The following is a 22922-nucleotide window of genomic DNA, read 5'->3' as shown; positions in this document are numbered from 1 at the left end:
GTTTGGAAACAAACAGAATGCTATCGCTGCATAGTTGAACAGTGATGTTCAGCAGTGTTCAGCGTAAATGTATCAGGGACTTCCCTTAGGGCCAATCCTGAACGCAAACCACCTGCTGGGTTTGGGCAGATCGCTCGGCTGCCTCGGCCACCGCCAGGGCGTGGAGCATGTTTTCAGTATGGATATAGAGGGGTCTGCCGTGGCGCAGGTGATCCAGCACCATGCGGGTGTCTTGCTCGAACAGGCCGTGGCGGGATCCCGTCTCTAGAGGGTGGGCGCTGCCGGGCCGCAGCAACGTTGCCTCTTCGCCGTTGATCAATAGGCCCCCCCGTTGACCGTGGAACTCCAGTAGCCGCTGCGAGCACCACAGGGAATCTCCCTTGCCATAGGTCAACACCGCCAGCAACCCACTGGCAAAACTCAGCTGGGCTGTGCAGTAGCAACTGCTGTAGCGGTGGGGCAGATCCGGCCCGTCGTAGCGCAGTTGGCAGCTCACCCGTTCTACCCTGCCCAACAAGTCCACCAAGCGGTGGATGCGAGAAACGGCCCCCATGAGGGGGAAGCCAAACAACTCAGGCCGATAGGTCCAGCGATCGGGGGCGGGGTGGGTGGCGGTGAGAGTGATGTAGCGAACGGCAAACAGCTTGCCCAACCCTTCCAGCTCTTGTTTCAGCAACCGGTGAACGCCGCTAATTAGCTCGATGTGTTCGACGTGCAGCAGCACTTGCCGCTCGGCTGCCAATTGCACCAAGGAACGCGCTTCGGCAGCGCTGAGGGCGAGGGGATATTCCACGACGGTGTGGATCCCTGCCTCCAGAGCAGCACGGGCAATGGCGGCATGATCCCGATTGATGGTGCTGACAAAAACCAGATCCAGCCGCTGCTCGCCCAACAGAGAAGACCAGTCCGAATAGGCGACGGCCCCCAACTCGGCGGCAAAAGCATCGCTCCGGTCGGGAGCTCGACCGGCAACAGCGACAATCTGCACTTGCCCATCTTTGCGCAAGGCCTCGGCCCGTGAGCGAGCTGCGTAGCCGGTGCCGATGATCCCCACCCGCAAGGTTTGTTCCCTCCCCTAGCCTGCCTCTGTCTGTAGCATCACACAGGAGGGATCCTTTGTACCACCCGGCAATCCGGATCTCGCTCCGCCTAGGTTTGCCGGAAAACTCCTGCTGCACCCTTTGATTTTGTGCCTACCTCACAGAGCTGTTCGCCGGTGGGGATCCCATGGGCGTTAGGAAGAAGCTGCTGCTTCAACCTCTTGGGGTTGCGGCGAGGAAAGCGGAAAATGCCGCTCCAACAAAGCCGGGATCCCCTGGGGGGAAACGCCGCTATAACGAGCCTTGTCGGGCATAAACACCACATGGGGGCCCCGTTTGCAATCTTTCATGCAGCCCACCCCCTGCACGCAAATCGAACCAGAGTAGGCGGCCAAGTGGGCGTTCAGGGCTTGCATCACCGCTCCGGCCCCACGCCGATAACAGTCGGATTTCTGGCAGACCAGCACCTTACCTTTGATGTCTGTACCTTTGATATCTCCTTTGATATCTGTGATGTTTGGAGCAACCGGTTCGGAAGCTGCCTCAGCCCCAGAAGCCGAAGACAAACCCCCCGCCCTCTCTCCGAGGGGAACCACCCGGTAAAGCACCCACTTCTCTCGCCCTTTGTGCGGATCCACCTCCCGCTCCCCACAGATCTGCACGGTGTCTCCAGGTTTGAGGGTGCGGTAGAGGGCAGAGCGCAGAGACTTGGGGATCTTGCCGGAAAAAACGTCAGCCCCAGCCTGCCAACGCAGGTACTTGAGCTTGCCATCCTTATCGGGAAGAAATCCCAAAAACTGGCCCTCCGACTCAAACGGGATTCCTTGCTTAGGGAACTTGCTCATCTTGACCCCCAGCCTCTGTGTTGAGCTGCCAACAAACCTCTAGGCCATCCAATAACTCCTGTCGCCGCGCTGTGTGCTGACGGATCACACTGCGCACCTGTAGAACAGCCAATGGAGTACTCACCTCCACCCGCAGACGGCCATCTCCCGTACAAACTGCCGGGATCCCCAATTCCATCAGCCGCCGACCGATGCGCCAGCGCTCGCCCAGAGGAATATCCAAAAGATAACCGCGCTCAGAGTCCAGAAAGACGGGGTTCATGGTCGGGATCAGCACCTCAGAGTAAAGAATAGTAGTGAAGAGATGAAACAAATTCTCAATAGCCTTTCAAAAAAAAGCCAGAGGCCGGAAGCTAGGCAGGCTCAAGCCCACCTGTGGACCTTCTGGCTAGGCTCTGCCGTTCATCAAGCCAAACACCAGGCTATCGTTGGCCAGGAAGTGATGGAGATGGAAGGCGCGATCCTCTGTCTTCAACAGGATCTGCTCGTAGAGGTAGCGGGTGGCCCGATCCCCAAGGCTCTCCGCCTGGGCTGCCTGTCGCCGCAGCAGATCGATGATGGCCTGCTCTGCCGCCAGGTCGTTCATTAACATTTGCCGCGCCCCAAAAGCTCCATCCGGCTCAGGGGTAAAGCAGCAAAGCTGGGCCAAGGTGGCAAAGCTGGCTACCGGCACACCTCCCAGCCCTTCTAGGCGTTCTCCCAGGTCGTGGACATGCTCCCTCGCCTGCTCGTAGTGATCTTTGAAGAGTTGGTGCAGCGGATAGAACTCAGTGCCTTCTACCACGAAGTGATGCTTCTGGTACTGCAAGTACAGCCCCTGGAAGCTGGCCAGCAGGGCGTTCATCCCCTCGCAAACCGGCTGGGTTATCTCAGTGCCAAGCAAGACAGGATTGTCGCGCACGCTGTTGAAAGACTGGCGCAGGGTTGAAGTTTCGGACATAAAACTCTCCAGCACAAGTTAAAAGGAGCTGTGAATCCTAGAGCGCCCGCCACAACGGGCCTGGGATCCCTGGGTGTTTGCCTCCAAATCTAGCATAGTGCAGAAAATGGCTCTTGTGAATAACTCTCAATAAACCCGTTGTTGCGGATCCCTTTGGAGTGGGATCAGGGCGCAGACAGATTGGCTCTTGGCTAGGTCAGTCTCCGGTATCGGAAGAAACTTGGCAGTAGGATCCGCCCTGAACTACCTTTGTGGGGCTATCGGCCTTAGGGGAAGAAGCAAGAAGCATGTCTCAGAAAAGCCCATCCTTCTTAGAGAAACTGACTGACCTAACCCGCCAAATTGTTGACCGTGCCCGAGGCATCCCAGAAGCTTCTGAATCTCTCGAGAAGCCAGAAGCCTTTAAGTCTTTCTGGAATTCGGTGTCTCAGATACTACAGAAGGACCTCCTAGAGGCGCAGACAGAGTTGGGCCACTGCAACATCCTGGTCATTGGCAAAAGCGGGGTGGGCAAGAGCACCTTGATCAATGCAGTGTTTAGAGATGAGCTGGCCCGTACCGGTGTTGGCAGCCCCGTCACCCGCCACATTCGTCAGTATTCCAAGCCAGGTTGCCCAATCACCATCTACGATACACCTGGCATGGAACTAGACGGTGAACAGAATCAGCAAGTTCGCCTGGAGGTTTCCCAGCTTATCGAGGAGCTGCGCTTTAAGGATCCTGAACATCACATCCATGTTGTTTGGTACTGCCTCCACCACGAACTGAAGCGGTTGGAGGAAGTTGAACGCAAATGGCTAAAGGAGTTGGAACTCAAAGACGTTCCCGTCATCTTGGTCTTAACCCAATGCTTGGAATATCCCAATCCTGAAGAGAGCGAGTTTTTCCGGTATTTGCAGCATCAAAATTTGCCTGTCCGCTACATTGTTCCCGTTTTGGCCCGCAACAAGGCGATTAACCGGCAAATTACCATTCCTGCCCACGGGCTGGAGCACCTAATTGGCTGCACGCTAGAGCTTTTGCCGGAAGTGGCTCGCATTGCCTTTATCCGCCAGCAATTGCTGCGGGTGGATCTCAAAGCCGAGGCTGCCTTTAAGTACGTATCAGGCTATGTGGCCAGTGCAGCGTTTATCGGGGCAGTGCCCCTTCCCTTTGCAGATGCCCCTCTGTTGGTTACAGCCCAAGCAGGCATGATTGCCAATATCAGCTTTATTTTTGGCTTCGAGGCTTCCCCTTCTTTTTACTACTCTTTGATAGCCGCTTTGGCAGGCACTACAATTACAACAGCAATCGGGCGAACGATTGTGTCCAACTTGCTGAAGATGATTCCCGGCCCGGGGATTGTAGGCAGCGCTATCCAATCCACTACGGCAGCCACCCTCACTCTCTCTCTGGGCCTGGCCTATATCGAGCTGATGAAGGCCATCGCCCGCGCCAAAATCCAAGGGATCCAGCTATCTCCAGAAGAGATGAAAGATATCTTTATACGCGAGTACCAAAGTTATGTTGCCTCGGGATCCAAAACTCTGAAAGATGACTTTTCATCCTAGCTTTTGCGTAGGTACTGAATCTAGGGCAGGGGAAGGTCGTGGGGTCTCAAACCCAAAGGTGCCATCGACCAGGTAGAGGGGGCGGCCTTTCACTTCTTCAAAAACGCGGCCTAAATACTCGCCAATCACGCCCAAGCTGATCAGCTGGATCCCGCCCAAAAACAAGATCATCACCGCTAAAGAGGCATAGCCAGGTACATCGGAGCCAAAGAGCAAGGTGCGGATGATGAGAAAAAGGCCATACAAAAAGGCTGGAACCGAGATCGCCAACCCTATGTAGCTCCACACCCGCAACGGCCAAGAGCTAAAAGAGGTGATGCCTTCTATGGCTAGGTTCCACAGCCGCCAGTAGTTCCACTGGGTTTTGCCGCGAAAGCGGGGGGCGCGATCGTAAAAAATGGCCGTTTGCCGGTAGCCCACCCAGGCAAAGATCCCTTTCATAAAGCGGGTGCGCTCTCGCAGCTGTTTAACTGCCTCCACCACCTGCCGATCCAGCAGTCGAAAATCCCCCGTATTGCGCGGGATCCGCACCTGGCTGAGTTGATCAATCAACCAATAGAAGCCGTTGGCTGTAAAGCGTTTTAGCCAGCTCTCCCCGCGGCGGCTGCGACGCACCGCATAAACCACCTGATAGCCCTGCCGCCACTGCTGCAGCATCTCCGGGATCAGCTCCGGCGGATCTTGCAAGTCGGCATCGATGGGAACGACAGCGTTGCCAGAGGCGTGATCGAGGCCGGCAGTAAGGGCGATCTCCTTGCCATAGCAACGGGAAAGGTTCACCACTTTGATACGGGGATCCCGACGATGGAAGGCAATGAGCTTTTCCAGCGTGTTGTCTTGGCTGCCATCGTTGACGCAGATAATCTCGTAGGGGATCCCCAGCGGCTCCAAGGTAAGTTGCAGGCGTTCAAACAGGTGTTCCAGGTTATCCGCCTCATTTTTGCAGGGGACAACAACCGATAATTCAACCAACTCAACCGGGGGCTCAGACAACATCGAGAGGTGTCAGAAAACAATGAGGATCCCGTAGTTGGCCATCATTTTGCCATTAGGGGGTGGCCGACATCTCCGCCACAATCGAGCGCAGCTCGTCTTCCGAGATGCGATAAACCTCGTTGCAAAAGTGGCAAACTGCCTCTGCCCCCTTATCGGTGTGGATCATATCGAGCAACTCGTCCCGCCCCAGCATGCGCAGGGCCCCCTTCACTCGGTCGGAATTGCACTTGCAGTAGAAGCGGATGGTGCGCATTTCCGGCGCAATTTTCAGATCCAAGTCGCCCAGGCAGATTTGCAACAGCTCCCGCAAGCCGCCGCCACCAGCCAACATCGGGCTAAATTCTTCCACTTTGGCCAAACGGGCTTCCATCTCTGGGATCAGACTGGCCGGCGCCCCTGGCATCAGCTGCAACAACACTCCGCCGGCGGCGCGTACCCGCTGTGAGTCGAGATTTACTCCCAGAAGGACTGCCGAGGGAATCTGCTCTGAGGAGGAGAGGTAGTAGGTGATGTCGTCTCCCACCTCTCCCGAAACCAGCTCCACCGCGCTGGTGTAGGGCTGGCCATACCCCAGATCCCGCAGCACATGGAGGTAGCCATAGCGCCCAACGGCTTGGCCCACATCCAACTTGCTCTCGGCAGTGAGAGGAAGCTCAATGGCGGGGTTGCTCACATACCCGCGTACCGTGCCATCCAAGCCGGCATCCACCCAGATGTTGCCCAAGGGGCCATTTCCTTTCAGTTGCAGGTTAATCCGCGCCTGGCGCCGCTTCAGGTTGGCCGCTAGCAACAGGGCTGCGCTCATGGCCCGCCCCAAGGCCACTGTCGCCACATAGGAGAGCTTGTGCCGCTCCCTTGCCTCTTGTACCGCCTGGGTGGCCACCAAGCCCACCACTCGGATTTTGCCTTCTGCCGCCGTGGCCCGGATGAGGTGATCCGGCAGAGATGAGGGCGTACCCTCAGAAATACCTTTCGCTCGCTTCAATCGTTCTGACCCAGAGGCATCCGTCATCGCAACCTCAACGCATGTCTTAAACCAAGCCTGCAGGGATCCCCTGGCGACTCAGCCTTCATTCTAAGTGAGTCTAAGTGAGATTGTAGCCCCTCTCTTGCCGGACTTTGGGGAGGGAACTGCCCTGTCGGGGCGGGAATGGGACTGTCCCTTTTCTGGGAGAGATTTTAAGAAGTGTGAAGATCTGAGATGGCAGACGGCAAGCATATCGGAAAATAACTTGCGGGTATGCTCGTCATACTCTTTAAAAAATCGACTTGAGGATGGATATCCATGAGTGTTGTTACGAAATCGATTGTGAACGCGGACGCGGAGGCCCGCTACCTCAGCCCGGGGGAACTGGATCGGATCAAGTCCTTTGTCACCTCGGGCGAGAAGCGGTTGCGCATTGCTCAAGTCTTAACCGAGTCTCGTGAGCGCATCGTCAAACAAGCTGCCGACCAGCTCTTCCAGAAGCGCCCTGACATTGTCTCTCCGGGGGGCAATGCCTACGGGGAAGAGATGACGGCGACTTGCCTGCGGGATATGGACTACTACCTGCGCCTGATCACCTATGGTGTCATTGCCGGCGATGTCACCCCAATCGAAGAGATCGGCCTGGTGGGTGTTCGCGAGATGTACAACTCTTTGGGCACACCCATTCCGGCGGTGGCCGAGAGCATTCGTCAAATGAAGCAGGTGGCCATGGGTCTGCTCTCTCCTGACGATGCGGCTGAAGCCGGCTACTACTTCGACTTTGTGGTGGGGGCAATGAGCTAATCCCTCATTGTTTTTGCCGCACAACCCTTTGCTGTTCGTCGATTTGGATTTAGGAAGCTCATCATGCAAGACGCAATTACTGCTGTAATCAACAGCTACGATGTTCAAGGCAAGTATCTGGACAGCTCGGCCATGGAGAAGTTGAAAGCCTTCTTCGCCACAGGCGAGCTGCGGGTGCGGGCGGCTGCCACCATCGCGGCCAATGCCTCCACCATCGTCAAGGATGCTGCTGCCAAGGCGTTGCTGTACTCTGATCTCACCCGTCCTGGCGGCAACATGTACACCACCCGTCGCTATGCTGCCTGCATCCGCGACATGGACTACTACCTGCGCTACGCCACCTACGCCATGCTGGCCGGGGATCCCTCCATTCTGGACGAGCGGGTGCTGAACGGGCTCAAGGAGACCTACAATTCCCTGGGAGTGCCCATTGGGGCAACCATCCAGGCCATCCAAGCCATGAAAGAGGTAACTGCCGCTCTGGTGGGTGCTGAGGCCGGCAAGGAAATGGGGGTGTACTTCGATTACATCTGCTCTGGCCTGAGCTAACTCCCGGCGTCATTGCCTCAGGGGAGGTGCATTCTTCAACGAGCACGGCGGGCGATTTGCCACAGGGATCTGGTGTGCTAGCTGAAGTACGCGAGCTTTCTGGGGTGAGTCGCCTGTTTTGCTGGTCAAGATAGCCCATTTTGTTGTTGAGCGGGGATCCCATATCATGCGCATGTTTAAGATCACGGCCTGTGTGCCCAGCCAAACCCGGATTCGCACTCAGCGGGAGCTGCAAAATACCTACTTCACCAAGCTGGTGCCCTACGACAACTGGTTTCGGGAGCAGCAGCGCATCCAGAAATCGGGTGGCCGCATCCTGAAGGTGGAGCTGGCCACGGGTAAGCCTGGGATGGATGTAGGACTGTTGTAGTTCCCCTATCCAGTCGTTCCTTTCCCTCAGATACTGAGAATAGCCCTCTCCAGATCCGGTATGCCCAGCTCTGGAAGCTCTGTTCTTGGGGTTGGGGTAGCGGATCTGGCCGTTTTGTAGGGGTGGGGGTAGATGTTGCCTGATGTGCCGACCCGGTTGGAGCCAATCATCGCTGCCCACAACCTGAGCAAGGTTTACCCGGTGGCCGTCAAGGATCCCGGAGTGGTTGGCACCCTGCGCCACTTTTTTCGCCGCACCTATCGCCACATCCCGGCAGTGCAGTCCGTGAGCTTTCAAGTTCAGCCGGGGGAGATGGTGGGATTTTTGGGGCCCAACGGGGCGGGCAAGACCACTACCCTCAAGATGTTGACTGGTTTGATCTATCCGTCCGGCGGCACGGTGCAAGTGGTGGGTCATGTGCCTTACCGCCGGGAACCGGCGTTTTTGCGGCAGATCACCCTGGTGATGGGGCAGAAGCAGCAGCTCATTTGGGATCTGCCGGCAATGGACTCTCTGCGCATCAACGCTGCCGTTTACGAGATCCCTGAGAAGGAGTTTCGGGAGCGGGTGGGGGAGCTGGCAGAGCTGCTCGACCTAGAAAGCAAGCTGAAGCAACCGGTGCGCAAGCTCTCGCTGGGGGAGCGGATGAAGGCGGAGCTGTTGGCGGCTCTGTTGCACCGCCCGCAGATCTTGTTTTTGGACGAGCCCACCTTGGGGTTGGATGTCAACGCCCAGGCCGGCGTGCGGCAATTTCTGCGGGATTACAACCGCCGCTATGGAGCAACGGTGCTGTTGACCAGCCATTACATGGCCGATATTACTGCGCTGTGCCAACGGGTGCTGGTCATCAACGCGGGGCAGCTCATGTACGATGGCGACCTCGAGGCATTGCTGGAGCGCTTTGCCCCCTACCGAGAGGTGAGGTTGAAATTGGCTCGCCCTTGCCCTGTGGCCCAACTGCAGCTCTATGGAGAGGTGCGCACGGACGGGGATCCGGGCAGCTGTGAGGCGCGGCTGTGGGTGCAGCGGGAGCAGCTCACCCAAACGGTTGCCAAGCTCTTGGCAGAGCTGGAGGTGCTGGATCTAACGGTAACCGACCCGCCCATCGAGGAAGTGATCGGGCGGGTGTTTGCGGATGGGATCCCTTCGGCCAGCCCATAGGGTCATTTGCAACAGGGTTAGGTTGAGCGTGGGCTCCCTTCTTCCCCAAGAGGAGAGGGGCTGGGGGTGAGGGTCAGCAGCGAAGGATCCCAGCTTTGTTGGAAACGACTGGGATTCCCTAACCCTTCCCTCAGATCTTCTGGGCAGCAGCCTCGCGCTGGTCAGCCGTCGAGCGTGCCGCGTGCAGCGCAGAGTAGAGCTTGTTGAGGGCATTCATGTAGGCTTGGGCCGAAGCGACGATGATGTCGGTGTTGGCGGCATGGCCGGAAAAGATGCGGTCTTCGTGGCGCAGGCGGATGGTGACTTCCCCAATGGCGTCGATGCCGGCAGTAACCGATTGGACAGAAAACTCGATTAACTTGTTGGGGATATTGACAATGCGGTTGATGGCCTTGTACACCGCATCCACCGGGCCTGTGCCCACGGCAGCGTCCACCCGCTCTTCCCCTTCCGGGGTTACCAGGCGCACCGTGGCAGTGGGAGTCTCTCGATTGCCACACACCACTTGCACATGCTCCAGGCGATAGAGCTCCGGCACCGGGCGAGTTTCGTCGTTAACAATCGCTTCCAGATCCAGGTCGGAGATTTCTTTTTTCTTGTCAGCCAGCTCTTTGAAGCGCAAGAAGGCCTTGTTCAGATCCTGCTCCGACAGCTCGAACCCCAGTTCTTTGAGGCGGGTGCGAAAGGCGTTGCGGCCCGAGTGCTTGCCCAACACCAAGGTGCTCGATTGCAGGCCGATGGTCTGGGCATCCATGATCTCATAGGTCTGGCGGTTCTTCAACATGCCGTCCTGGTGGATGCCAGATTCGTGGGCAAAGGCGTTGGAGCCGACGATAGCCTTGTTGGGCTGCACCAACATGCCAGTGAGGTTGGAGACGAGGCGCGAGGTGCGATAGATCTCCTGAGTTTTGATGTGGGTGAGGGGCTTCTCGGAGTCCACCGGCAGGCCGAAGTAGGGGTTGAAGTAGCTGCGCCGCACGTGCAGGGCCATCACCAACTCTTCCAGGGCTGTGTTGCCGGCCCGCTCACCAATGCCGTTGACCGTCACTTCCACCTGACGGGCGCCCTGCTTAATCGCTTCCAAGAAGTTGGCCACCGAGACGCCCAGATCGTCGTGGCCGTGCACAGAAAGGATCGCTTGCTTGATGTTGGGCACGTTCTCGCGGATGCCCTTGATCAGTTGGCCGAACTCCTCCGGCATGACGTAGCCGACGGTATCGGGGATGTTGATGGTTTTGGCCCCCGCCCGAATGGCCGCCTCGATGACCTGGTATAGGAACTCTGGGTCAGAGCGGGTGGCGTCCATCATGGAGAACTCCACATCGTCCACGAAGGACTTGGCGTAGGCCACCATCTCTTCGGCAATTTGCAGCACCTCAGCGCGGGTTTTGCGCAACTGATACTTCAGGTGAATGTCGGAGGTGGAGATGAAGGTGTGGATGCGGGGCTTGGCAGCGGGCTTTAGGGCTGCAGCGGCTGCCTCAATGTCCGGCTTGAGGGCACGGGCCAGGCTGCAAATCACGGGGCCATCGGGCGTTCCCACCTGCTCGGCCACTTTCTGCACGGCCTCAAAGTCACCAGGGCTGGCATAGGCAAACCCCGCTTCGATGATATCGACGCCCAGCCGGGCCAACTGCCGGGCAATGGCCAGCTTCTCTTCGGTGTTGAGGGTGGCGCCGGGGCACTGCTCCCCGTCTCGCAGGGTGGTGTCGAAAATGAGTACATGATCCAAAGCTTGGCCATCAAACCCGGCGACCGCGGCAGCATCCATAACGGTTACTGGGATAACGAAACACTACCTCATTATTCTGACATTAACTGGGACATTAACTGGCAGGGGTTCTAGCCTTGTTTGGGGAAGATTTGGGTGGGCTCTGTTGAGACGTCATTGGGCTTGGGTCTTGCAACCTTTCCCCTGGGATCCCCAGCGGCGGCAGGAGATGGGGGAAGGCAGATCCCGAAGGCGCAGGCGAGCAGTTGTTCATACTCTTTCTCATCCCTGAGAGGGCGTTCCCAGCGGCCTTCTGGGGTGGTCTCGATCCACTTAAAAGAGCCATTGGCGCGGGCGGTGAGGGTGACCCGTCCGGTCGGAGTGGCTAGGGTGCAAAGGCGCAGCCGGGTAAACATCGATTCTGGCGAAGTTTGGTGAAAGTGGCACATGGGCTCGAACTCCTGCAGGGAGCGTGGGATCCGATCCAGAAGAAATAGAGTTTTCCAGGTGTGATCCGGCTGTTCCTGCTGAACGAGCCAATACCGACGAGCGGTGGGATCCCCTGGCCAAGGGGTGAGGCGGTAGCGTCCTTCAGCCTGGGCCTGAACCCCAGGATCCCCCAGCCGCAACGGCTCGCGAAAAGCCTCCCCATACCCCACATCTGCCAGCCAGGCTTCATCGCCGATGTTCACCTGCACAGCCAAGTGGTCGCACTCAGGTCCAAAGCGGACATCGGACTCCGTCGGAGTAGCGCGAACGGCGCGGCTCACCTGTCCTGAGAGTAGGTGTACCGAAAACCCCATTCCCTGCAAGGCAGCGGCCAGCAGGCTGTTCAGCTCGAAGCAAAACCCACCCCGCCGCTCTCGGACGATTTTTTGGAACAAGAAATCCCGCTCCAGGCAAATGGCGCGACCCCGATGAATGTCCAGATTTTCAAACGGCACCCTCAGCAGGTGGGCTAGGTGGATCTGGCGGAGGGTTTGCAGGGTGGGCTGGGTGGGGCCAACGTAGCCAATCCGATCCAAGTAGGCCCTGATTTGGGAGGGGGTCAGTGGCTCTAGCATCAGCACAGAAGCCGGTTGGCTGCAAACTGCAAAGCAAGCTTTTGACCTACCCTAGCCTTGCCACGAATCCCCGGCCAGAGCCAGAAGAACAGTTCACTGGAATCTGAAAGACGGCATCTTTTCCCCGGAGCCGATTTTTCTGGGGTTGTGGGGATCCCTGATGGCCAGGATATGGGCAGAGGATTCTGGTGGACAAACCGGCCAAAGATTGCCCAAGATTGTCCACAAGATCGTTCAAAGCAGGTGGGAGCACTGTCGATGGTTGCTGCTCAAAATCCAGCCCCCGATGAGCTTTTTCCCATCACGCTGAAGCTCTTTGCCATCTATCAAGAAGTGATCGGACAAACCGAGATGCGCCTGCAGGTGAGCCCTGGTACCACCGTCGGGCAGCTGTGCGATCAACTGATCCAGCGCTACCCCAGCTTGGCTCCTTGGCGCTCCCAAACGCGCTTCGGTCTCAACCTCAATTTTGTAGCTGCCGACACTCCCCTATCGGCGGGAGACGAAGTCGTTCTGATCCCTCCGGTCAGCGGGGGCTGAAAAGGAGCAAAAGGAGAATGCTACGATAGCGGCAAGAAAAAAAGAAGGCGAAGCGTTACATGGCAGAATACACTCGGTCGATTTCCTTTTATGGGCGGGAAATTGACATCAATATTGGGCTGATGGCCCCCCAGGCAGGGTGTGGGGTTTGGCTGACTTCGGGCGAAACCTCGATTTTGGTTACCGCCACACGGCAGCCAGGCCGGCCTGGCGTTGATTTTATGCCCTTGTTGGTCGATTACGAAGAGCGCCTCTACGCAGCGGGGCGGATCCCAGGGGGATATCTGCGGCGAGAAGGCCGGCCACCGGAACGGGCCACTTTGATCTCTCGCTTAATAGACCGACCCATTCGTCCGTTGTTCCCGGAATGGCTGCGGGATGATGTGCAGGTGGTGGCCACCACCCTCTCTGTAGATGATACGGTGCCGCCCGATGTGTTGTGTATTTTGGGAGCCTCGTTGGCCATTCACGGTGCTCGCATCCCCTTCAACGGCCCGGTGGCGGCGGTGCGGGTGGGCTTGGTCAAGGATGAATTTATCCTCAACCCCACCTATGCCGAAATTGAGGCGGGCGATCTGGATTTGGTGGTGGCCGGCTGTGCCGATGGCGTGATCATGGTGGAAGCCGGGGCCAACCAACTGCCGGAAAAGGATGTGGTGGAGGCCATCGAGTTTGGTTTTGAGGCCATCCAGGAGCTGCTCAAAGCCCAACAGCAAGTCCTGGCGGATCTCAACATCACCCCGGTAGAGCTGCCCCCTCCCCCCAAAAACGAGGAGCTGATTGCCTTTGTAGAAGAGCAGGCTCAGGAGGGCATTCGCTCCATTCTCAGGCAGTTTTTGGACAAGACCAGCCGGGAACAGCAACTGGAGGAGCTCAAGGCCAAGCTGGAGGCCCAAATCCAGGAACGGCCAGAGGGGGATCCCTTGCGGCTCTATCTTCTGGAAAACCCCAAAGAGTTGGACAACCAGTTCAAGGCTCTGCTCAAGAAGCTGATGCGCCAGCAAATCCTGCAAGAGGGGGTGCGGGTGGATGGACGCAAGCTGGACGAGGTGCGACCGGTCTCTTGCCGGGTGGGTTTGATCCCAAGGGTGCACGGCAGTGCCCTGTTCAATCGCGGCCTCACCCAAGTCCTTTCCATTACCACCCTCGGCACCCCCGGCGATGCCCAGGAGCTGGACGACTTGCACCCGGTGGATGAGAAGCGCTACATGCACCACTACAATTTTCCGGGCTTTTCAGTGGGAGAAACGCGGCCTTCACGCTCCCCGGGGCGGCGGGAGATTGGTCATGGGGCGCTGGCGGAGCGGGCCTTGGTGCCGGTGCTGCCCAAGGAAGAGGAGTTTCCCTACGTGGTGAGGGTGGTGTCGGAAGTGCTCTCCTCCAATGGTTCCACCTCGATGGGATCCGTCTGTGGCTCCACTCTTTCTCTGATGGATGCCGGGGTGCCGATCAAAGCGCCGGTCAGCGGGGTGGCCATGGGTCTTATCAAGGAGGGGGACGAGGTGCGCATCCTCACCGACATCCAGGGGATCGAGGACTTTCTGGGCGACATGGACTTCAAGGTGGCCGGTACGCGGGCGGGGATCACTGCTTTGCAAATGGACATGAAAATCACCGGCATCACCGTTGACGTGGTGGAGCAGGCCATTCGGCAAGCCAAGGCCGGACGCGAGTTCATCCTCGACAAGATGCTGGAGACGATTGCTGCGCCTCGACCCCAGTTGGCCAAAACGGCTCCCCGTCTGCTCACGTTCAAGGTGGATCCCGAGGATATCGGCAAGATCATCGGCCCCGGTGGCAAGACCGTGCGCGGCATCACCGAAGCGACAGGGGCCAAGGTGGACATCAGCGACGACGGCACAATCACCGTGTCTTCCTCGGTGGGCGGCCAGGCGGAGGCGGCGCGGGCGATGATCGAAAATCTGGTGCGGCGGGTGGAAGAGGGGCAAGTGTATTTGGGCAAGGTGACCCGCATCATCCCCATCGGCGCTTTTGTGGAGTTTTTGCCCGGCAAAGAGGGCATGATCCACATTTCGCAACTGGCGGAGTACCGCGTCGGCAGGGTGGAAGACGAGGTGGCTGTGGAAGATGAGGTGGTGGTCAAGGTGCGCAGCATCGATCACAAAGGCCGCATCAACCTCACTCGCCTCGGCATTAGCCCTGAGGAAGCAGCGCGGGTGCGCAACCATCACCACTGAGGCTGCGGTTTTCCCCCAGCAACGGGGGCCTCGGCAGCTGCCAGAATGGCAACTAGCTCCGCGTCTGCAGTGCCGTTCGCGTCGGGGTTGCGGAGCACTTTGCAGTATGCCGGATTCTATCCCCCACTTGCTCGCTGGCCAAAGCCCTACTTCTCCGGCTCGACCATCCCCCTCCCGGCGACGGCTGGGCTGGGCCTTGGCTTGGGGCTTGGGTTGGGCTGCTCTGCTCAACCTTTCTGCTCAGCATCCTTTGTTGGTGCGGATGGAGAGCGACGCCCAGGAGTGGCTGTACGCTTGGCGTGGTCCCCAGCAGCCTTCTCCAGAGGTGGTGATCGTTGGCATTGACGGTCATATCAGCAGCCAGGGGGAAAGCAATGATGTCGCTCTGCAACACTTTCGTGAACGCATCAGTGGTGCGGAGCACCTTGGCCAACATCAAGTTGACTTCCTTCTGGAACGGGCCAACTACGCCGGCCTGACCTTGCGTCTATTGGAAGAAGCCAAGGCCAGGGTGGTGGTGCTGAACCTGCCCAGCAGCTTTGTGGTGCCGCAAAACCTGGGCAACGAGAACTTAGATGCCCCTCTACGTCAGGTGGTACAGCGCTACCCAGATCGCTTGGTCTTGGCCACCCGCAGCAGCGAGAGCTTTGGCCGCTCCGAGATTAACATCTACAACCATTTCCTGCCCTTTTCTTCCCTGCGGCTGGAGTACTTGGTGCCGCCAGAACATGTGCAGGGGGTGGTGCAACATCGGGTAGACAGTGCCGGGATCCTGCGCCAGGCCCAGCTGCGGGGGCTCTACCTGCGCCGCGACAGCCAAGAGGAGCAGATGTTCGCCTCGGTCGAGGCTCTGGCTTTTGCCAAATACGACCCGGAGCGGGCCAGCCGCTGGTTTCGCGAGCGGGGGTTGCAGCCGATCCAATTCAACCCCCTCGGATCCCAGCACGGGATCCCCATCATCCCCATCGAACGGGTTTGCCCTCCAGCTGTTCTCCAGGCAGGATCCGGGTCTGTTGCCCCGATGATCAACCCCAGCCAAGCCTGCCGCGGCCAAGAAGGGATCCCTCCCCTCGATCCCGAAGTTGCCGACCAATTGCGGGACAAAATTGTCCTGGTGGGTTTTGTGGGCGGCTACCCCGAAACCTTCCCGGTGCGGACTGCGGATGGATCCCAGATTGCGGCGGTGGAGTTGCAGGCGCAAATCCTCTCCAGCCTGCTCACCGGAGAGGTCTACCAATCCGTGCCGGGGGGGGTGGCGGTTGCGGTGGTCTTGCTGCTGGGAGTGGGAACGGGACTGCTTTTGGTGCTTTATCGTCCCCCCCTACGTTCGCGTCAGCGGTGCGGAGCACTTTTGAGCCCTTGGGGCTGGAAGCAACAGCAGTTTCTCCTGCGGCCTGTGGTGGGGCTTGCCGTTTACGAAGGGTTGGCTGTGGCCCAGTTTCTGCTGTGGCGTTGGGTTTGGCCTCTCGTCTTGCCAGCCTTGGCCAGTGGGCTAACGGGGGTAAGCCTGCTGCTCACTTTGGTCATTGTGGAGAATCAAGAACGGCTCTTGGCCCAGCAACAGGAACTGGAGCGCCTGCGCCGAGCCGAACAGGAGGCTGCCATTGACCAGGCTCGCAAGCTGCTCTACCGAGTAGCCACCGACATTCACGATCGCGAGCTGCAGGAGCTGAAGGTGGTGATGGACAACTTGGAGAGCTTGCAATGGCAGCAGCACCAGGGAAAAGCTCCCGATCCCACCGTCTACGACCACCTGCTCGAGCAACTGGAGAGGATCGGACGCGGGATCCGGAATCAGCTCAACGATGTGCGCACCCTAGCCGCCAAGCTGCGCATCTCCCCCAGCTTGCGAGAGGGGTTGCATCGCGGCATCGAGATCTATCTGGACGAGCTGATCCAAGCGGGCAGCCTAACGCTATCTGTAGAGCGGCAACTGCAACCGCTGCAGGAGCCCAACACCGGTGAGTGGTTTGATCAGCGAGAAGACATCTTGCGCTTCTTGCGAGAGGCCATCGGCAATGTCATCGCCCACGTGCAACCCCCCAAAGGCAATGCTTCCTTTGTCAGAGTGTCGCTGGCCCAAACGGAGCGCCACTGCTGCCTTTCCGTGGTCAACGATGGTATCGAGTACGCTCCCGGCCTCAGCGGCGGCTACGGCAGCAAGGCCATGAACACCATCGCCCGCTATCTACCCAAGGGATCCTGGCATCGCACCCGCACCCCAGAAGGCCATACCCATGTCGAGCTGCACTGGGAGATGCCGCTCTGAAAGACCTACACAGCACTGAACAGAACAGATTTTTGCTCAGCGCTGTTGCTTTCTTCCTGCTTCAGCAACCCTTGACTAGCGGTAGGTTTTAGACCTACCACCCCGCCAGAGGAGTCTCCACAGGCGTTAGCTTGTCGGGGTGTGGGGGTAGCTAAGCCCCGCACTGTACCCGTAGCGTCAGTGTCGGGATACAGATACCCCCACATGGTGTATGGTGAGAGTAGTTGCACAAAACGGCTTTTGCCGGAATCTGGTGCAGCTACGCGGTGGGACATCCCGTGTCTGCTCGCAGAGGGTTCTTGCGTAGGCTCCCCAATGAAGCGAGAAGCCCACACTGTACCCGTAGGGTCAGTGATGGGAGTATGTCACTTCCCCCAGAGCTTGGGGTACATTTCAAACGGTAGCTGGGGTCTAGAAACATAAACCTAACCACCCGCTCTCTGCACACTCGCACAACTGCCTAGCGTTTGCACATCAGGTTGTAGAGAACTGTGCAGCAAAGTGAGGACTCCGTTCCACTATCGCGAACAGTCAATCGGCGATTAGAGACAGCCCTCTTCCTAGGAAGCGTTCTTTGGCTTATCGGCCCAGGGATTGCAGCCAGCCGAGCAGGGTGGTACCGGACAGAGCTTCAAACAGGATCAGGGCAACAAAGCCGATCATTGCCAAACGCCCGTTCAAGCGCTCTGCATATTCGGTGAAGCCCACGCGGGGGGTGCTGTCCACATACATTTCCGGCTCGATGGCGTAGTTGTTCAGCCGACCACCTTCTTCGACGACAACGGAGCGATATCGGGTCATAGGGTTCTCCTTGTGCTTTCTTCACCAGCGTAGCTCGCTTTGCATAGGATTGTAAAGTTTTATTTACAACGTTGTTGACGCCCAATGTTCCGAGCTGCCGGGCAGAGTTCAACCAGGCCAGGAACAGCCTGTAAGCAGGGTTGTGGCTCTTGTCCCAGTACAGGGGAGCTGATAATAGCAAGGGGACTGGAGGACAACCATGTCGGTGCTGGAACAGTTAAATATGCTGCTGGATGGCCAGCCGGTGGCCAGCTTGGCGGTGCTGGAGCAGGGATCCCCGGCGGTGTCGTTGGTGCCTTTTGTGGTGCAGCGGGATCCCTTGCGCTTTGCCATTGTCATCAGCGATCTTTCTGCCCACACCCAGGCTTTGCGGGCGGATCCCCGGGCCGCGCTACTCATCCACGAGCCGCCTACGCCAGGGGATCCCCGCAGTAACCACGCCCTGCCGCGGGTGATGGTGAGCGGAGAAGCCCAGTTTCTCAGTCGCGAGGAGGCGCAGGCGCAGGGGTTTGAAGCCCTCTACCGCGCCAAGTACGAGATTGCCGAGATGATCCTAAGTTTGGCGGATTTTCACTTCTGTCAGATCATCCCCAAAACTGGTAGCTTCATCCAGGGGTTTGGCCAGGCATTCCGGCTGAGCGGCCCCAACCTGGATCAACTGGAGCACCTTGGTCGGGCGTAGATTATGAGAATTCCAAGGGCAGCCCGCGCCATCCTTGAGCCCAGGGAAGCTCTTGCTGCGCCGCTTCTTAGCTCCCCTCTTCTGGGGGGAGAGAATGGAGTCCTTTCTCAGGTTTTCGGGTGGGATCCCGGATCCAGTCCAACAGCAGCGGGTTGACCAGCTCGGGGGCTTCATCCTGGGGGCAATGGCCAACCCCCGGCAACGGGATGAACCCCACCACGCAAGGAAACTCTGCCAGGGCCCGCCCCAGAGCAATGGGTTCCCAGGGATCCGCTTCCCCCCACAAGATCAAGACGGGACAGGTGAGCTGAGGCAAGAGATCTTCAGCCAAAGGCCCCTGAGAGTAGCGCACAAAGGCCAAAAAGACCTCTGCCGCCCCCGGCTCCAAAGCGGGTTTGAGCAAAAGCTGGATCAGCTCCTCGGTAACCGCTTCTTTGCGCCCGTAGGCTTGGAGGAGGATATTGCGAATGGCCCTAGCCTGGGCCACCTGAGCAAAGAAGAAACGACCAAAGGGGGGCCACCCCAGCAGGGATTGCAGCAAAGGGGTAAACTGGCGGCGCAGCCAGGAGACCTGGCCCCGTTTCCGCTCGTGCAATAGCCGCAGCGAGGGATCCAACATCGCTACCCCTAAAACCTGGGCTGGATCCAGAACCGCCGCCTGCAAAGCCACGATGCCCCCAATCGAGTTGCCCACCAGGTAGGCCGGCTGGCCCATCACCTCCCGCACAAAATCGGCCACCAGGGATCCCCAGGTCTCAAAGGTGTAGGGCAAAGGGGATCCCGGCAGGGGCTTGGCGGATCCCCCAAACCCCAACAAATCGACCGCATACACCTGACAGTGCTGCCCCAGCTCCGGCAAATTTTTCCGCCAATGGTCGCTGCTGGCCCCAAAGCCATGGATGAGCAACACGGCTGGGCCTGTGGATCCCGACTGTTGGTAGCGAATGGGCTGGTCACGCCAGAGCCAGCGATGCTCTGTGTTCGCGTTGGCGCTGCATGGCAACATGGGGGTGCAGTGTAGGTTTGAGTCAGCGTTGCGATCCTAACCGTTCGCGACAGCGGGACAAAGTCCTTGTGATCGGGGCAACTGAGAGTACTGGCGGAGGGTGGCCCCCTTCCACCCGTTGGCGCACTTGAATCGAGGAACAAGGATCGGCCTTCCTCTGAGTTGGGTGATCCCAAGGGGCACCACCAAGCGGCTACAACATCCCATCTCAAGCTTCCGGGAGAAAGTGGGGAATACTGGCAGTTGAGGGTTTTGCGGTAGGTCGGCTTTGGTTTGGCTAGTTGGCCTCAGCTTGTTTGGTAGCGCTTTTTGCCTCTTCTGGGGACAGTTGTTGGTGGGCAAGTTGCTGCTGCCGCTGTGGGGGGGATCCCCCCTGGTGTGGAATACCTGCCTGGCCTTTTTTCAGGCCACCCTGCTGCTGGGCTACCTGTGGGCAGACCGGCTGGGGCGCGGGCTCAATCCCAGGATGGGGGTGCTGATCCACGGGATCTTGCTGCTGGTCGGGCTGAGGCTTCTGCCCTTTCAGCTGGGGATCCCCGGCCAACCGGAAGGATGGTGGCCCCCTCTCGCTCTGTTGGCAAACTTGACTTTGGGAGCTGGGGTGCCGCTGTTTCTCCTGTCGGCGACGACGCCGTTGCTGCAACGGGGGTTGGCGGCAAGAGGGGTCGCGGGGCAACGGGAGGCTTTGGATCCCTATTTTCTCTATGTGGCCAGCAATGCCGGCAGCTTGGGCGGGCTGCTGGGGTACCCGCTGGTGTTGGAGCCTCGTCTGTCTTTGGCTTGGCAAACTCTCTTGTGGACGGGATCCTACGCGCTGGTGGCAGCCCTGGTGCTGCTGAGCGGGGTGGGTCTGCTGCTCAGTTGCAACGGCGTTGCCGAGCCACAAGAACGTGGGGCGGATTCCCAGGGATCCAGCGCTGCTCTGGGGAATTGGGCTGTTTCCTGGCGAGAGCGTTGGCGCTGGGCGGGGCTGGCTTTTTTGCCGGCGGGCCTGTTGGTGGCGGTCACCACTCTGTTGACCACCGACGTGGCGGCGGTGTCCCTGTTGTGGGCCATCCCCCTGGGGATCTATCTGCTGACATTCATGCTGGCTTTCGGGGGGATCCACCCCAATAAGGGGATTTTGGGAACGACAGCTCTTCTGGCCTGCGGGGCGGTGGGGACACAGGTCTTGGGCTGGGTGAGGCCGGTTTTTTTGCTTTTGCCGCTGCATCTGACCACCTTTGGGCTGGTGAGCTGGGGCTGCCACAGCCGGTTGGCTTGCCGTCGCCCGCCGGTGGAGCAGTTGACGCAGTTTTACCTGTGGCTGGCTTTGGGGGGGAGCTTAGGGGGAATGTTCTCTGCCCTCTTGGCACCGCAGGTGTTTGAGACAGTGCTGGAATATCCCCTGTTGCTGGGGATGTCGCTGGCAGTGCTGGGGGCTCAGGGGGGGCGGGTGGGCCTTTGGCTGGGGCTGGGGCTGCTCCTGCCCTTGCTGCTGTTGCACTTTCGACCGCAGGCGTTGCTGCAGGTGGGCGCTGGGGTGGGTTTGGCGTTGGGCTGGGCGGTGCTGGCGCTGTTGGTGTCAGGGGAGAGCCGTTCACAGCAGCAGAGCGGAGCCCCTGGCTGGCAGGCCAAGGTCGGTTGGGTGGGAGCAATGGCGGGGTTGGTTGTGCTGCTGGGGCAACCCTGGCTGCAGCCGGGACTGCAGGTGATCCACAGCGAGCGCAGCGCCTTCGGCCTCAACCGGATCGTGGAGTACCGGACTGAGCAGGGATCCTTTCGTGGCCTTCTGCACGGCACCACCCTACACGGCAGCCAAAACTTGGACCCGGAAAAAGCGCTGGAGCCGCTGACCTATTTCGCTCGGCCTGGGCCCGTTGGGCAGGTGTTTGCGGCGTTTAGAGCCCAGGCTGTGGCTCCCATGCCCGCCATTGCCGTATTGGGGCTGGGGATCGGCACGTTGGCCGCCTATGCCGAGCCAGGGGATGAGTGGACGTTTTTCGAGTTGGATCCCACCGTGGCCGATTGGGCGGGGCGCTATTTTTCCTATCTCCGGTGGGCCCAGACGCGGGCGCGGGTGCAGGTCATCCTCGGTGATGCCCGGCTCAGCCTCAAGGGGATCCCAGAGGGCAGCTATGACCTGATGGTGATGGACGCCTTCAGCTCTGACGCAGTGCCGGTGCATTTGCTCACGCAAGAGGCTTTGGCCCTCTACCTCAGCAAGCTCAAGCCCCACGGCTGGCTGCTCTTCAACATCACCAACCGCCACCTCGACCTGGCCCCGCTGTTGGCTGGCCTGGCCGGATCCCTGCAGCTTCACGCTTGGCACCAAGACCACCGGGATCTCTCCCCTGAGCAACGCCAGGCGGGGCTGGCCCCTTCCCACTGGGTGCTGTTATCGCCGCGCGACGCTTCGACGACCGCCTCAGCAGGGCGGAGCCCTTTGGCCCAAAACTCTGGAGTCCTGCAGGAACTGGATCCCTGGCAGCCCCTTTTGCCCCAGGCCGGGGATCCCGTCTGGCGGGATGATTTTTCCAACCTGCTGCAGGTGATCCGTTGGCCCCGGATCCCTTTGCTAAAGGGTATCCAGATCCCCAGTTCTGGATAGGAATCCGGCTGCTATCGCTACGCGACCCTTCGGCAAACGTGTTAGCGTTGCGGAGCAGAAAAGTTAAGGAAATCTTTACAACTCGAAGTTGGTATGAGTTATGATTGTTTGCAACGTAACTGATGTCTGCTCGGGAGTCCGGCCCATGTCTCCTCTACAAGCCCTCACTGGCAATCCTCAAACCACCATGGCTGAAACCTCTGCGGCTCGTTTCGTGGCAATCGGGGGCAGCTTGCGGCCCAATTCCCTGACGTACCAGGCGCTGGAGGTGGCGCGGCGCGAGTTTGAGAAGTTGGGGACCCCGCTGCACATCCTCGATCTGCGGCAGATGAAGTTGCCCTTTGTGGATGGCTCGGAGTCCTATGCGGATTATCCCGATGTGGCAGTCCTACGAGCAACCATGAAGCGGGCGGATGGGATCATCCTAGCCAGCCCGGAGTACCACGGCGGCATCAGCGGCAGCCTGAAAAATGCACTGGATCTGTTGAGTTTTGAGCAACTGGAGGGTAAGGTCTTTGGGTTAATCAGCGTTTTGGGCGGCGAGAGCAACAGCAATACCCTGAACCAGATGCGCTTGATTGTGCGTTGGGTGCATGGCTGGGTGATCCCAGAGCAAATCGCCATCGGTCGGGCTTGGAGCGCTTTTGACGAGCAAGGCAATCTCAAAGATGAGAAGCTAAAACAGCGCTTTCAACACTTTGTCCAGAGCTTGGTGACCCATACTCACAAGCTGCGAGGGATCCCAGTGGTGAAGCCTTCCTGAAATTACAGTCATTCCAAACTAGATTGAGACACTCTCCAAGCGTTCCGCGACCAACCCCAGGGAAGTTAGGAAGCCA

At 58.9% G+C, this 22922-nt stretch carries 21 protein-coding genes; 11 read left to right on the top strand and 10 right to left on the bottom strand.

The annotated features are described in order from the left end of the window. Nucleotides 1-85 precede the first annotated feature (85 nt). The 4 genes from NW828_RS05315 to NW828_RS05300 form a co-directional block, all read right to left on the bottom strand. On the bottom strand, nucleotides 86-1054 hold the full coding sequence (locus tag NW828_RS05315; protein WP_238376973.1) for a Gfo/Idh/MocA family protein: 969 nt from the start codon (nucleotides 1052-1054) through the stop codon (nucleotides 86-88). 180 nt (nucleotides 1055-1234) lie between these two features. Continuing rightward, nucleotides 1235-1885: a (2Fe-2S) ferredoxin domain-containing protein gene (locus tag NW828_RS05310; protein WP_414382186.1), complete on the bottom strand. Its 651-nt coding sequence runs from the start codon at nucleotides 1883-1885 to the stop codon at nucleotides 1235-1237. Next, nucleotides 1869-2147, bottom strand: coding sequence for an Asr1405/Asl0597 family protein (locus NW828_RS05305; protein WP_414382184.1), 279 nt, complete (start codon nucleotides 2145-2147; stop codon nucleotides 1869-1871). The genes NW828_RS05310 and NW828_RS05305 overlap by 17 nt, the downstream gene beginning before the upstream one ends. Nucleotides 2148-2273: 126 nt before the next feature. Continuing rightward, on the bottom strand, nucleotides 2274-2825 hold the full coding sequence (locus NW828_RS05300) for a Dps family protein (RefSeq protein ID WP_414343201.1): 552 nt from the start codon (nucleotides 2823-2825) through the stop codon (nucleotides 2274-2276). A gap of 422 nt (nucleotides 2826-3247) precedes the next feature. On the opposite strand from NW828_RS05300, the gene NW828_RS05295 reads away from it, so the two are divergent. Next, on the top strand, nucleotides 3248-4375 hold the full coding sequence (locus tag NW828_RS05295) for a YcjF family protein (RefSeq protein ID WP_414382181.1): 1128 nt from the start codon (nucleotides 3248-3250) through the stop codon (nucleotides 4373-4375). Here NW828_RS05295 and NW828_RS05290 read toward each other — a convergent pair. Together NW828_RS05290 and hslO are read right to left on the bottom strand one after the other, a co-directional pair. Next, nucleotides 4367-5371 carry a glycosyltransferase family 2 protein gene (locus NW828_RS05290; protein ID WP_414382178.1) on the bottom strand — a complete coding sequence of 335 codons (1005 nt, stop codon included), beginning with the start codon at nucleotides 5369-5371 and terminating at the stop codon, nucleotides 4367-4369. The genes NW828_RS05295 and NW828_RS05290 overlap by 9 nt on opposite strands. 52 nt (nucleotides 5372-5423) lie before the next feature. Continuing rightward, nucleotides 5424-6314 carry an Hsp33 family molecular chaperone HslO gene (hslO, locus tag NW828_RS05285; RefSeq protein WP_414382192.1) on the bottom strand — a complete coding sequence of 297 codons (891 nt, stop codon included), beginning with the start codon at nucleotides 6312-6314 and terminating at the stop codon, nucleotides 5424-5426. A gap of 342 nt (nucleotides 6315-6656) precedes the next feature. Here hslO and NW828_RS05280 point away from each other — a divergent pair, with 342 nt between their 5' ends. From NW828_RS05280 to NW828_RS05265, 4 genes are all read left to right on the top strand, one after another. Then, entirely contained in the window at nucleotides 6657-7142 is a 486-nt protein-coding gene (locus NW828_RS05280; protein WP_414382175.1) for an allophycocyanin, read from the top strand. A 63-nt stretch (nucleotides 7143-7205) separates the two neighbouring features. Further along, entirely contained in the window at nucleotides 7206-7691 is a 486-nt protein-coding gene (gene apcB, locus NW828_RS05275; RefSeq protein ID WP_011433054.1) for an allophycocyanin subunit beta, read from the top strand. A 166-nt stretch (nucleotides 7692-7857) separates the two neighbouring features. Beyond that, nucleotides 7858-8061, top strand: coding sequence for a phycobilisome linker polypeptide (locus tag NW828_RS05270; protein ID WP_414373364.1), 204 nt, complete (start codon nucleotides 7858-7860; stop codon nucleotides 8059-8061). Between the two features lie 132 nt (nucleotides 8062-8193). Next, complete coding sequence (locus NW828_RS05265) at nucleotides 8194-9222, top strand: ABC transporter ATP-binding protein (RefSeq protein ID WP_414382173.1); 1029 nt, start codon at nucleotides 8194-8196, stop codon at nucleotides 9220-9222. A 130-nt stretch (nucleotides 9223-9352) separates the two neighbouring features. On the opposite strand, the gene NW828_RS05260 is transcribed toward NW828_RS05265, so the two are convergent. Together NW828_RS05260 and NW828_RS05255 are read right to left on the bottom strand one after the other, a co-directional pair. Further along, nucleotides 9353-10993 carry a 2-isopropylmalate synthase gene (locus tag NW828_RS05260; RefSeq protein ID WP_414382170.1) on the bottom strand — a complete coding sequence of 547 codons (1641 nt, stop codon included), beginning with the start codon at nucleotides 10991-10993 and terminating at the stop codon, nucleotides 9353-9355. 71 nt (nucleotides 10994-11064) lie between these two features. Next, nucleotides 11065-11997 (bottom strand): arylamine N-acetyltransferase family protein, encoded by a 933-nt coding sequence (locus NW828_RS05255; protein WP_414382167.1) that lies wholly within the window; start codon nucleotides 11995-11997, stop codon nucleotides 11065-11067. A gap of 258 nt (nucleotides 11998-12255) precedes the next feature. Between NW828_RS05255 and NW828_RS05250 the strand changes: the two genes are divergently transcribed. The 3 genes from NW828_RS05250 (at nucleotide 12256) to NW828_RS05240 (ending at nucleotide 17004) form a co-directional block, all read left to right on the top strand. After that, nucleotides 12256-12537 (top strand): MoaD/ThiS family protein, encoded by a 282-nt coding sequence (locus NW828_RS05250; protein WP_414382165.1) that lies wholly within the window; start codon nucleotides 12256-12258, stop codon nucleotides 12535-12537. A 59-nt stretch (nucleotides 12538-12596) separates the two neighbouring features. Further along, nucleotides 12597-14735 carry a polyribonucleotide nucleotidyltransferase gene (locus tag NW828_RS05245; protein WP_011433060.1) on the top strand — a complete coding sequence of 713 codons (2139 nt, stop codon included), beginning with the start codon at nucleotides 12597-12599 and terminating at the stop codon, nucleotides 14733-14735. A 106-nt stretch (nucleotides 14736-14841) separates the two neighbouring features. Then, nucleotides 14842-17004 (top strand): CHASE2 domain-containing protein, encoded by a 2163-nt coding sequence (locus NW828_RS05240; protein ID WP_414382162.1) that lies wholly within the window; start codon nucleotides 14842-14844, stop codon nucleotides 17002-17004. 579 nt (nucleotides 17005-17583) lie between these two features. On the opposite strand, the gene NW828_RS05235 is transcribed toward NW828_RS05240, so the two are convergent. Continuing rightward, nucleotides 17584-17805, bottom strand: a complete 222-nt coding sequence (locus NW828_RS05235; RefSeq protein WP_414349692.1) for a high light inducible protein — start codon at nucleotides 17803-17805, stop codon at nucleotides 17584-17586. Nucleotides 17806-18004: 199 nt separating this feature from the next. Between NW828_RS05235 and NW828_RS05230 the strand changes: the two genes are divergently transcribed. Beyond that, entirely contained in the window at nucleotides 18005-18487 is a 483-nt protein-coding gene (locus tag NW828_RS05230) for a pyridoxamine 5'-phosphate oxidase family protein (RefSeq protein ID WP_414382159.1), read from the top strand. 67 nt (nucleotides 18488-18554) lie between these two features. Here NW828_RS05230 and NW828_RS05225 read toward each other — a convergent pair whose 3' ends face one another. Further along, complete coding sequence (locus NW828_RS05225) at nucleotides 18555-19493, bottom strand: alpha/beta fold hydrolase (protein WP_414349693.1); 939 nt, start codon at nucleotides 19491-19493, stop codon at nucleotides 18555-18557. A gap of 268 nt (nucleotides 19494-19761) precedes the next feature. Here NW828_RS05225 and NW828_RS05220 point away from each other — a divergent pair, with 268 nt between their 5' ends. Both NW828_RS05220 and NW828_RS05215 read left to right on the top strand, forming a co-directional pair. Then, the gene (locus NW828_RS05220) at nucleotides 19762-22083 is read left to right on the top strand and encodes a fused MFS/spermidine synthase (RefSeq protein ID WP_414382156.1); all 2322 of its coding nucleotides are present in this window, start codon (nucleotides 19762-19764) and stop codon (nucleotides 22081-22083) included. Between the two features lie 145 nt (nucleotides 22084-22228). Further along, nucleotides 22229-22846 (top strand): NADPH-dependent FMN reductase, encoded by a 618-nt coding sequence (locus NW828_RS05215; RefSeq protein ID WP_414382154.1) that lies wholly within the window; start codon nucleotides 22229-22231, stop codon nucleotides 22844-22846. Nucleotides 22847-22922 lie beyond the last annotated feature (76 nt).

This window comes from Synechococcus sp. W55.2, assembly GCF_047461635.1.
In the GTDB taxonomy this organism is placed as follows: domain Bacteria; phylum Cyanobacteriota; class Cyanobacteriia; order Thermostichales; family Thermostichaceae; genus Thermostichus.
This window is presented reverse-complemented; position numbering and strand designations above follow the sequence as displayed.

What these genes read in the sequence shown, in the direction of transcription:
- NW828_RS05245 (WP_011433060.1), top strand. Translation starts at nt 12,597, where the DNA reads ATGGCAGAATACACTCGGTCGATTTCCTTTTATGGGCGGGAAATTGAC.
- NW828_RS05250 (WP_414382165.1), top strand. Translation starts at nt 12,256, where the DNA reads ATGGTTGCTGCTCAAAATCCAGCCCCCGATGAGCTTTTTCCCATCACG.
- NW828_RS05310 (WP_414382186.1), bottom strand. Translation starts at nt 1,885, where the DNA reads ATGAGCAAGTTCCCTAAGCAAGGAATCCCGTTTGAGTCGGAGGGCCAG.
- NW828_RS05270 (WP_414373364.1), top strand. Translation starts at nt 7,858, where the DNA reads ATGCGCATGTTTAAGATCACGGCCTGTGTGCCCAGCCAAACCCGGATT.
- NW828_RS05260 (WP_414382170.1), bottom strand. Translation starts at nt 10,993, where the DNA reads ATGGATGCTGCCGCGGTCGCCGGGTTTGATGGCCAAGCTTTGGATCAT.
- apcB (WP_011433054.1), top strand. Translation starts at nt 7,206, where the DNA reads ATGCAAGACGCAATTACTGCTGTAATCAACAGCTACGATGTTCAAGGC.
- NW828_RS05230 (WP_414382159.1), top strand. Translation starts at nt 18,005, where the DNA reads ATGTCGGTGCTGGAACAGTTAAATATGCTGCTGGATGGCCAGCCGGTG.
- NW828_RS05300 (WP_414343201.1), bottom strand. Translation starts at nt 2,825, where the DNA reads ATGTCCGAAACTTCAACCCTGCGCCAGTCTTTCAACAGCGTGCGCGAC.
- NW828_RS05265 (WP_414382173.1), top strand. Translation starts at nt 8,194, where the DNA reads ATGTTGCCTGATGTGCCGACCCGGTTGGAGCCAATCATCGCTGCCCAC.
- NW828_RS05280 (WP_414382175.1), top strand. Translation starts at nt 6,657, where the DNA reads ATGAGTGTTGTTACGAAATCGATTGTGAACGCGGACGCGGAGGCCCGC.
- NW828_RS05240 (WP_414382162.1), top strand. Translation starts at nt 14,842, where the DNA reads ATGCCGGATTCTATCCCCCACTTGCTCGCTGGCCAAAGCCCTACTTCT.
- NW828_RS05305 (WP_414382184.1), bottom strand. Translation starts at nt 2,147, where the DNA reads ATGAACCCCGTCTTTCTGGACTCTGAGCGCGGTTATCTTTTGGATATT.
- NW828_RS05255 (WP_414382167.1), bottom strand. Translation starts at nt 11,997, where the DNA reads ATGCTAGAGCCACTGACCCCCTCCCAAATCAGGGCCTACTTGGATCGG.
- NW828_RS05225 (WP_414349693.1), bottom strand. Translation starts at nt 19,493, where the DNA reads ATGTTGCCATGCAGCGCCAACGCGAACACAGAGCATCGCTGGCTCTGG.
- NW828_RS05215 (WP_414382154.1), top strand. Translation starts at nt 22,229, where the DNA reads ATGTCTCCTCTACAAGCCCTCACTGGCAATCCTCAAACCACCATGGCT.
- NW828_RS05290 (WP_414382178.1), bottom strand. Translation starts at nt 5,371, where the DNA reads ATGTTGTCTGAGCCCCCGGTTGAGTTGGTTGAATTATCGGTTGTTGTC.
- NW828_RS05235 (WP_414349692.1), bottom strand. Translation starts at nt 17,805, where the DNA reads ATGACCCGATATCGCTCCGTTGTCGTCGAAGAAGGTGGTCGGCTGAAC.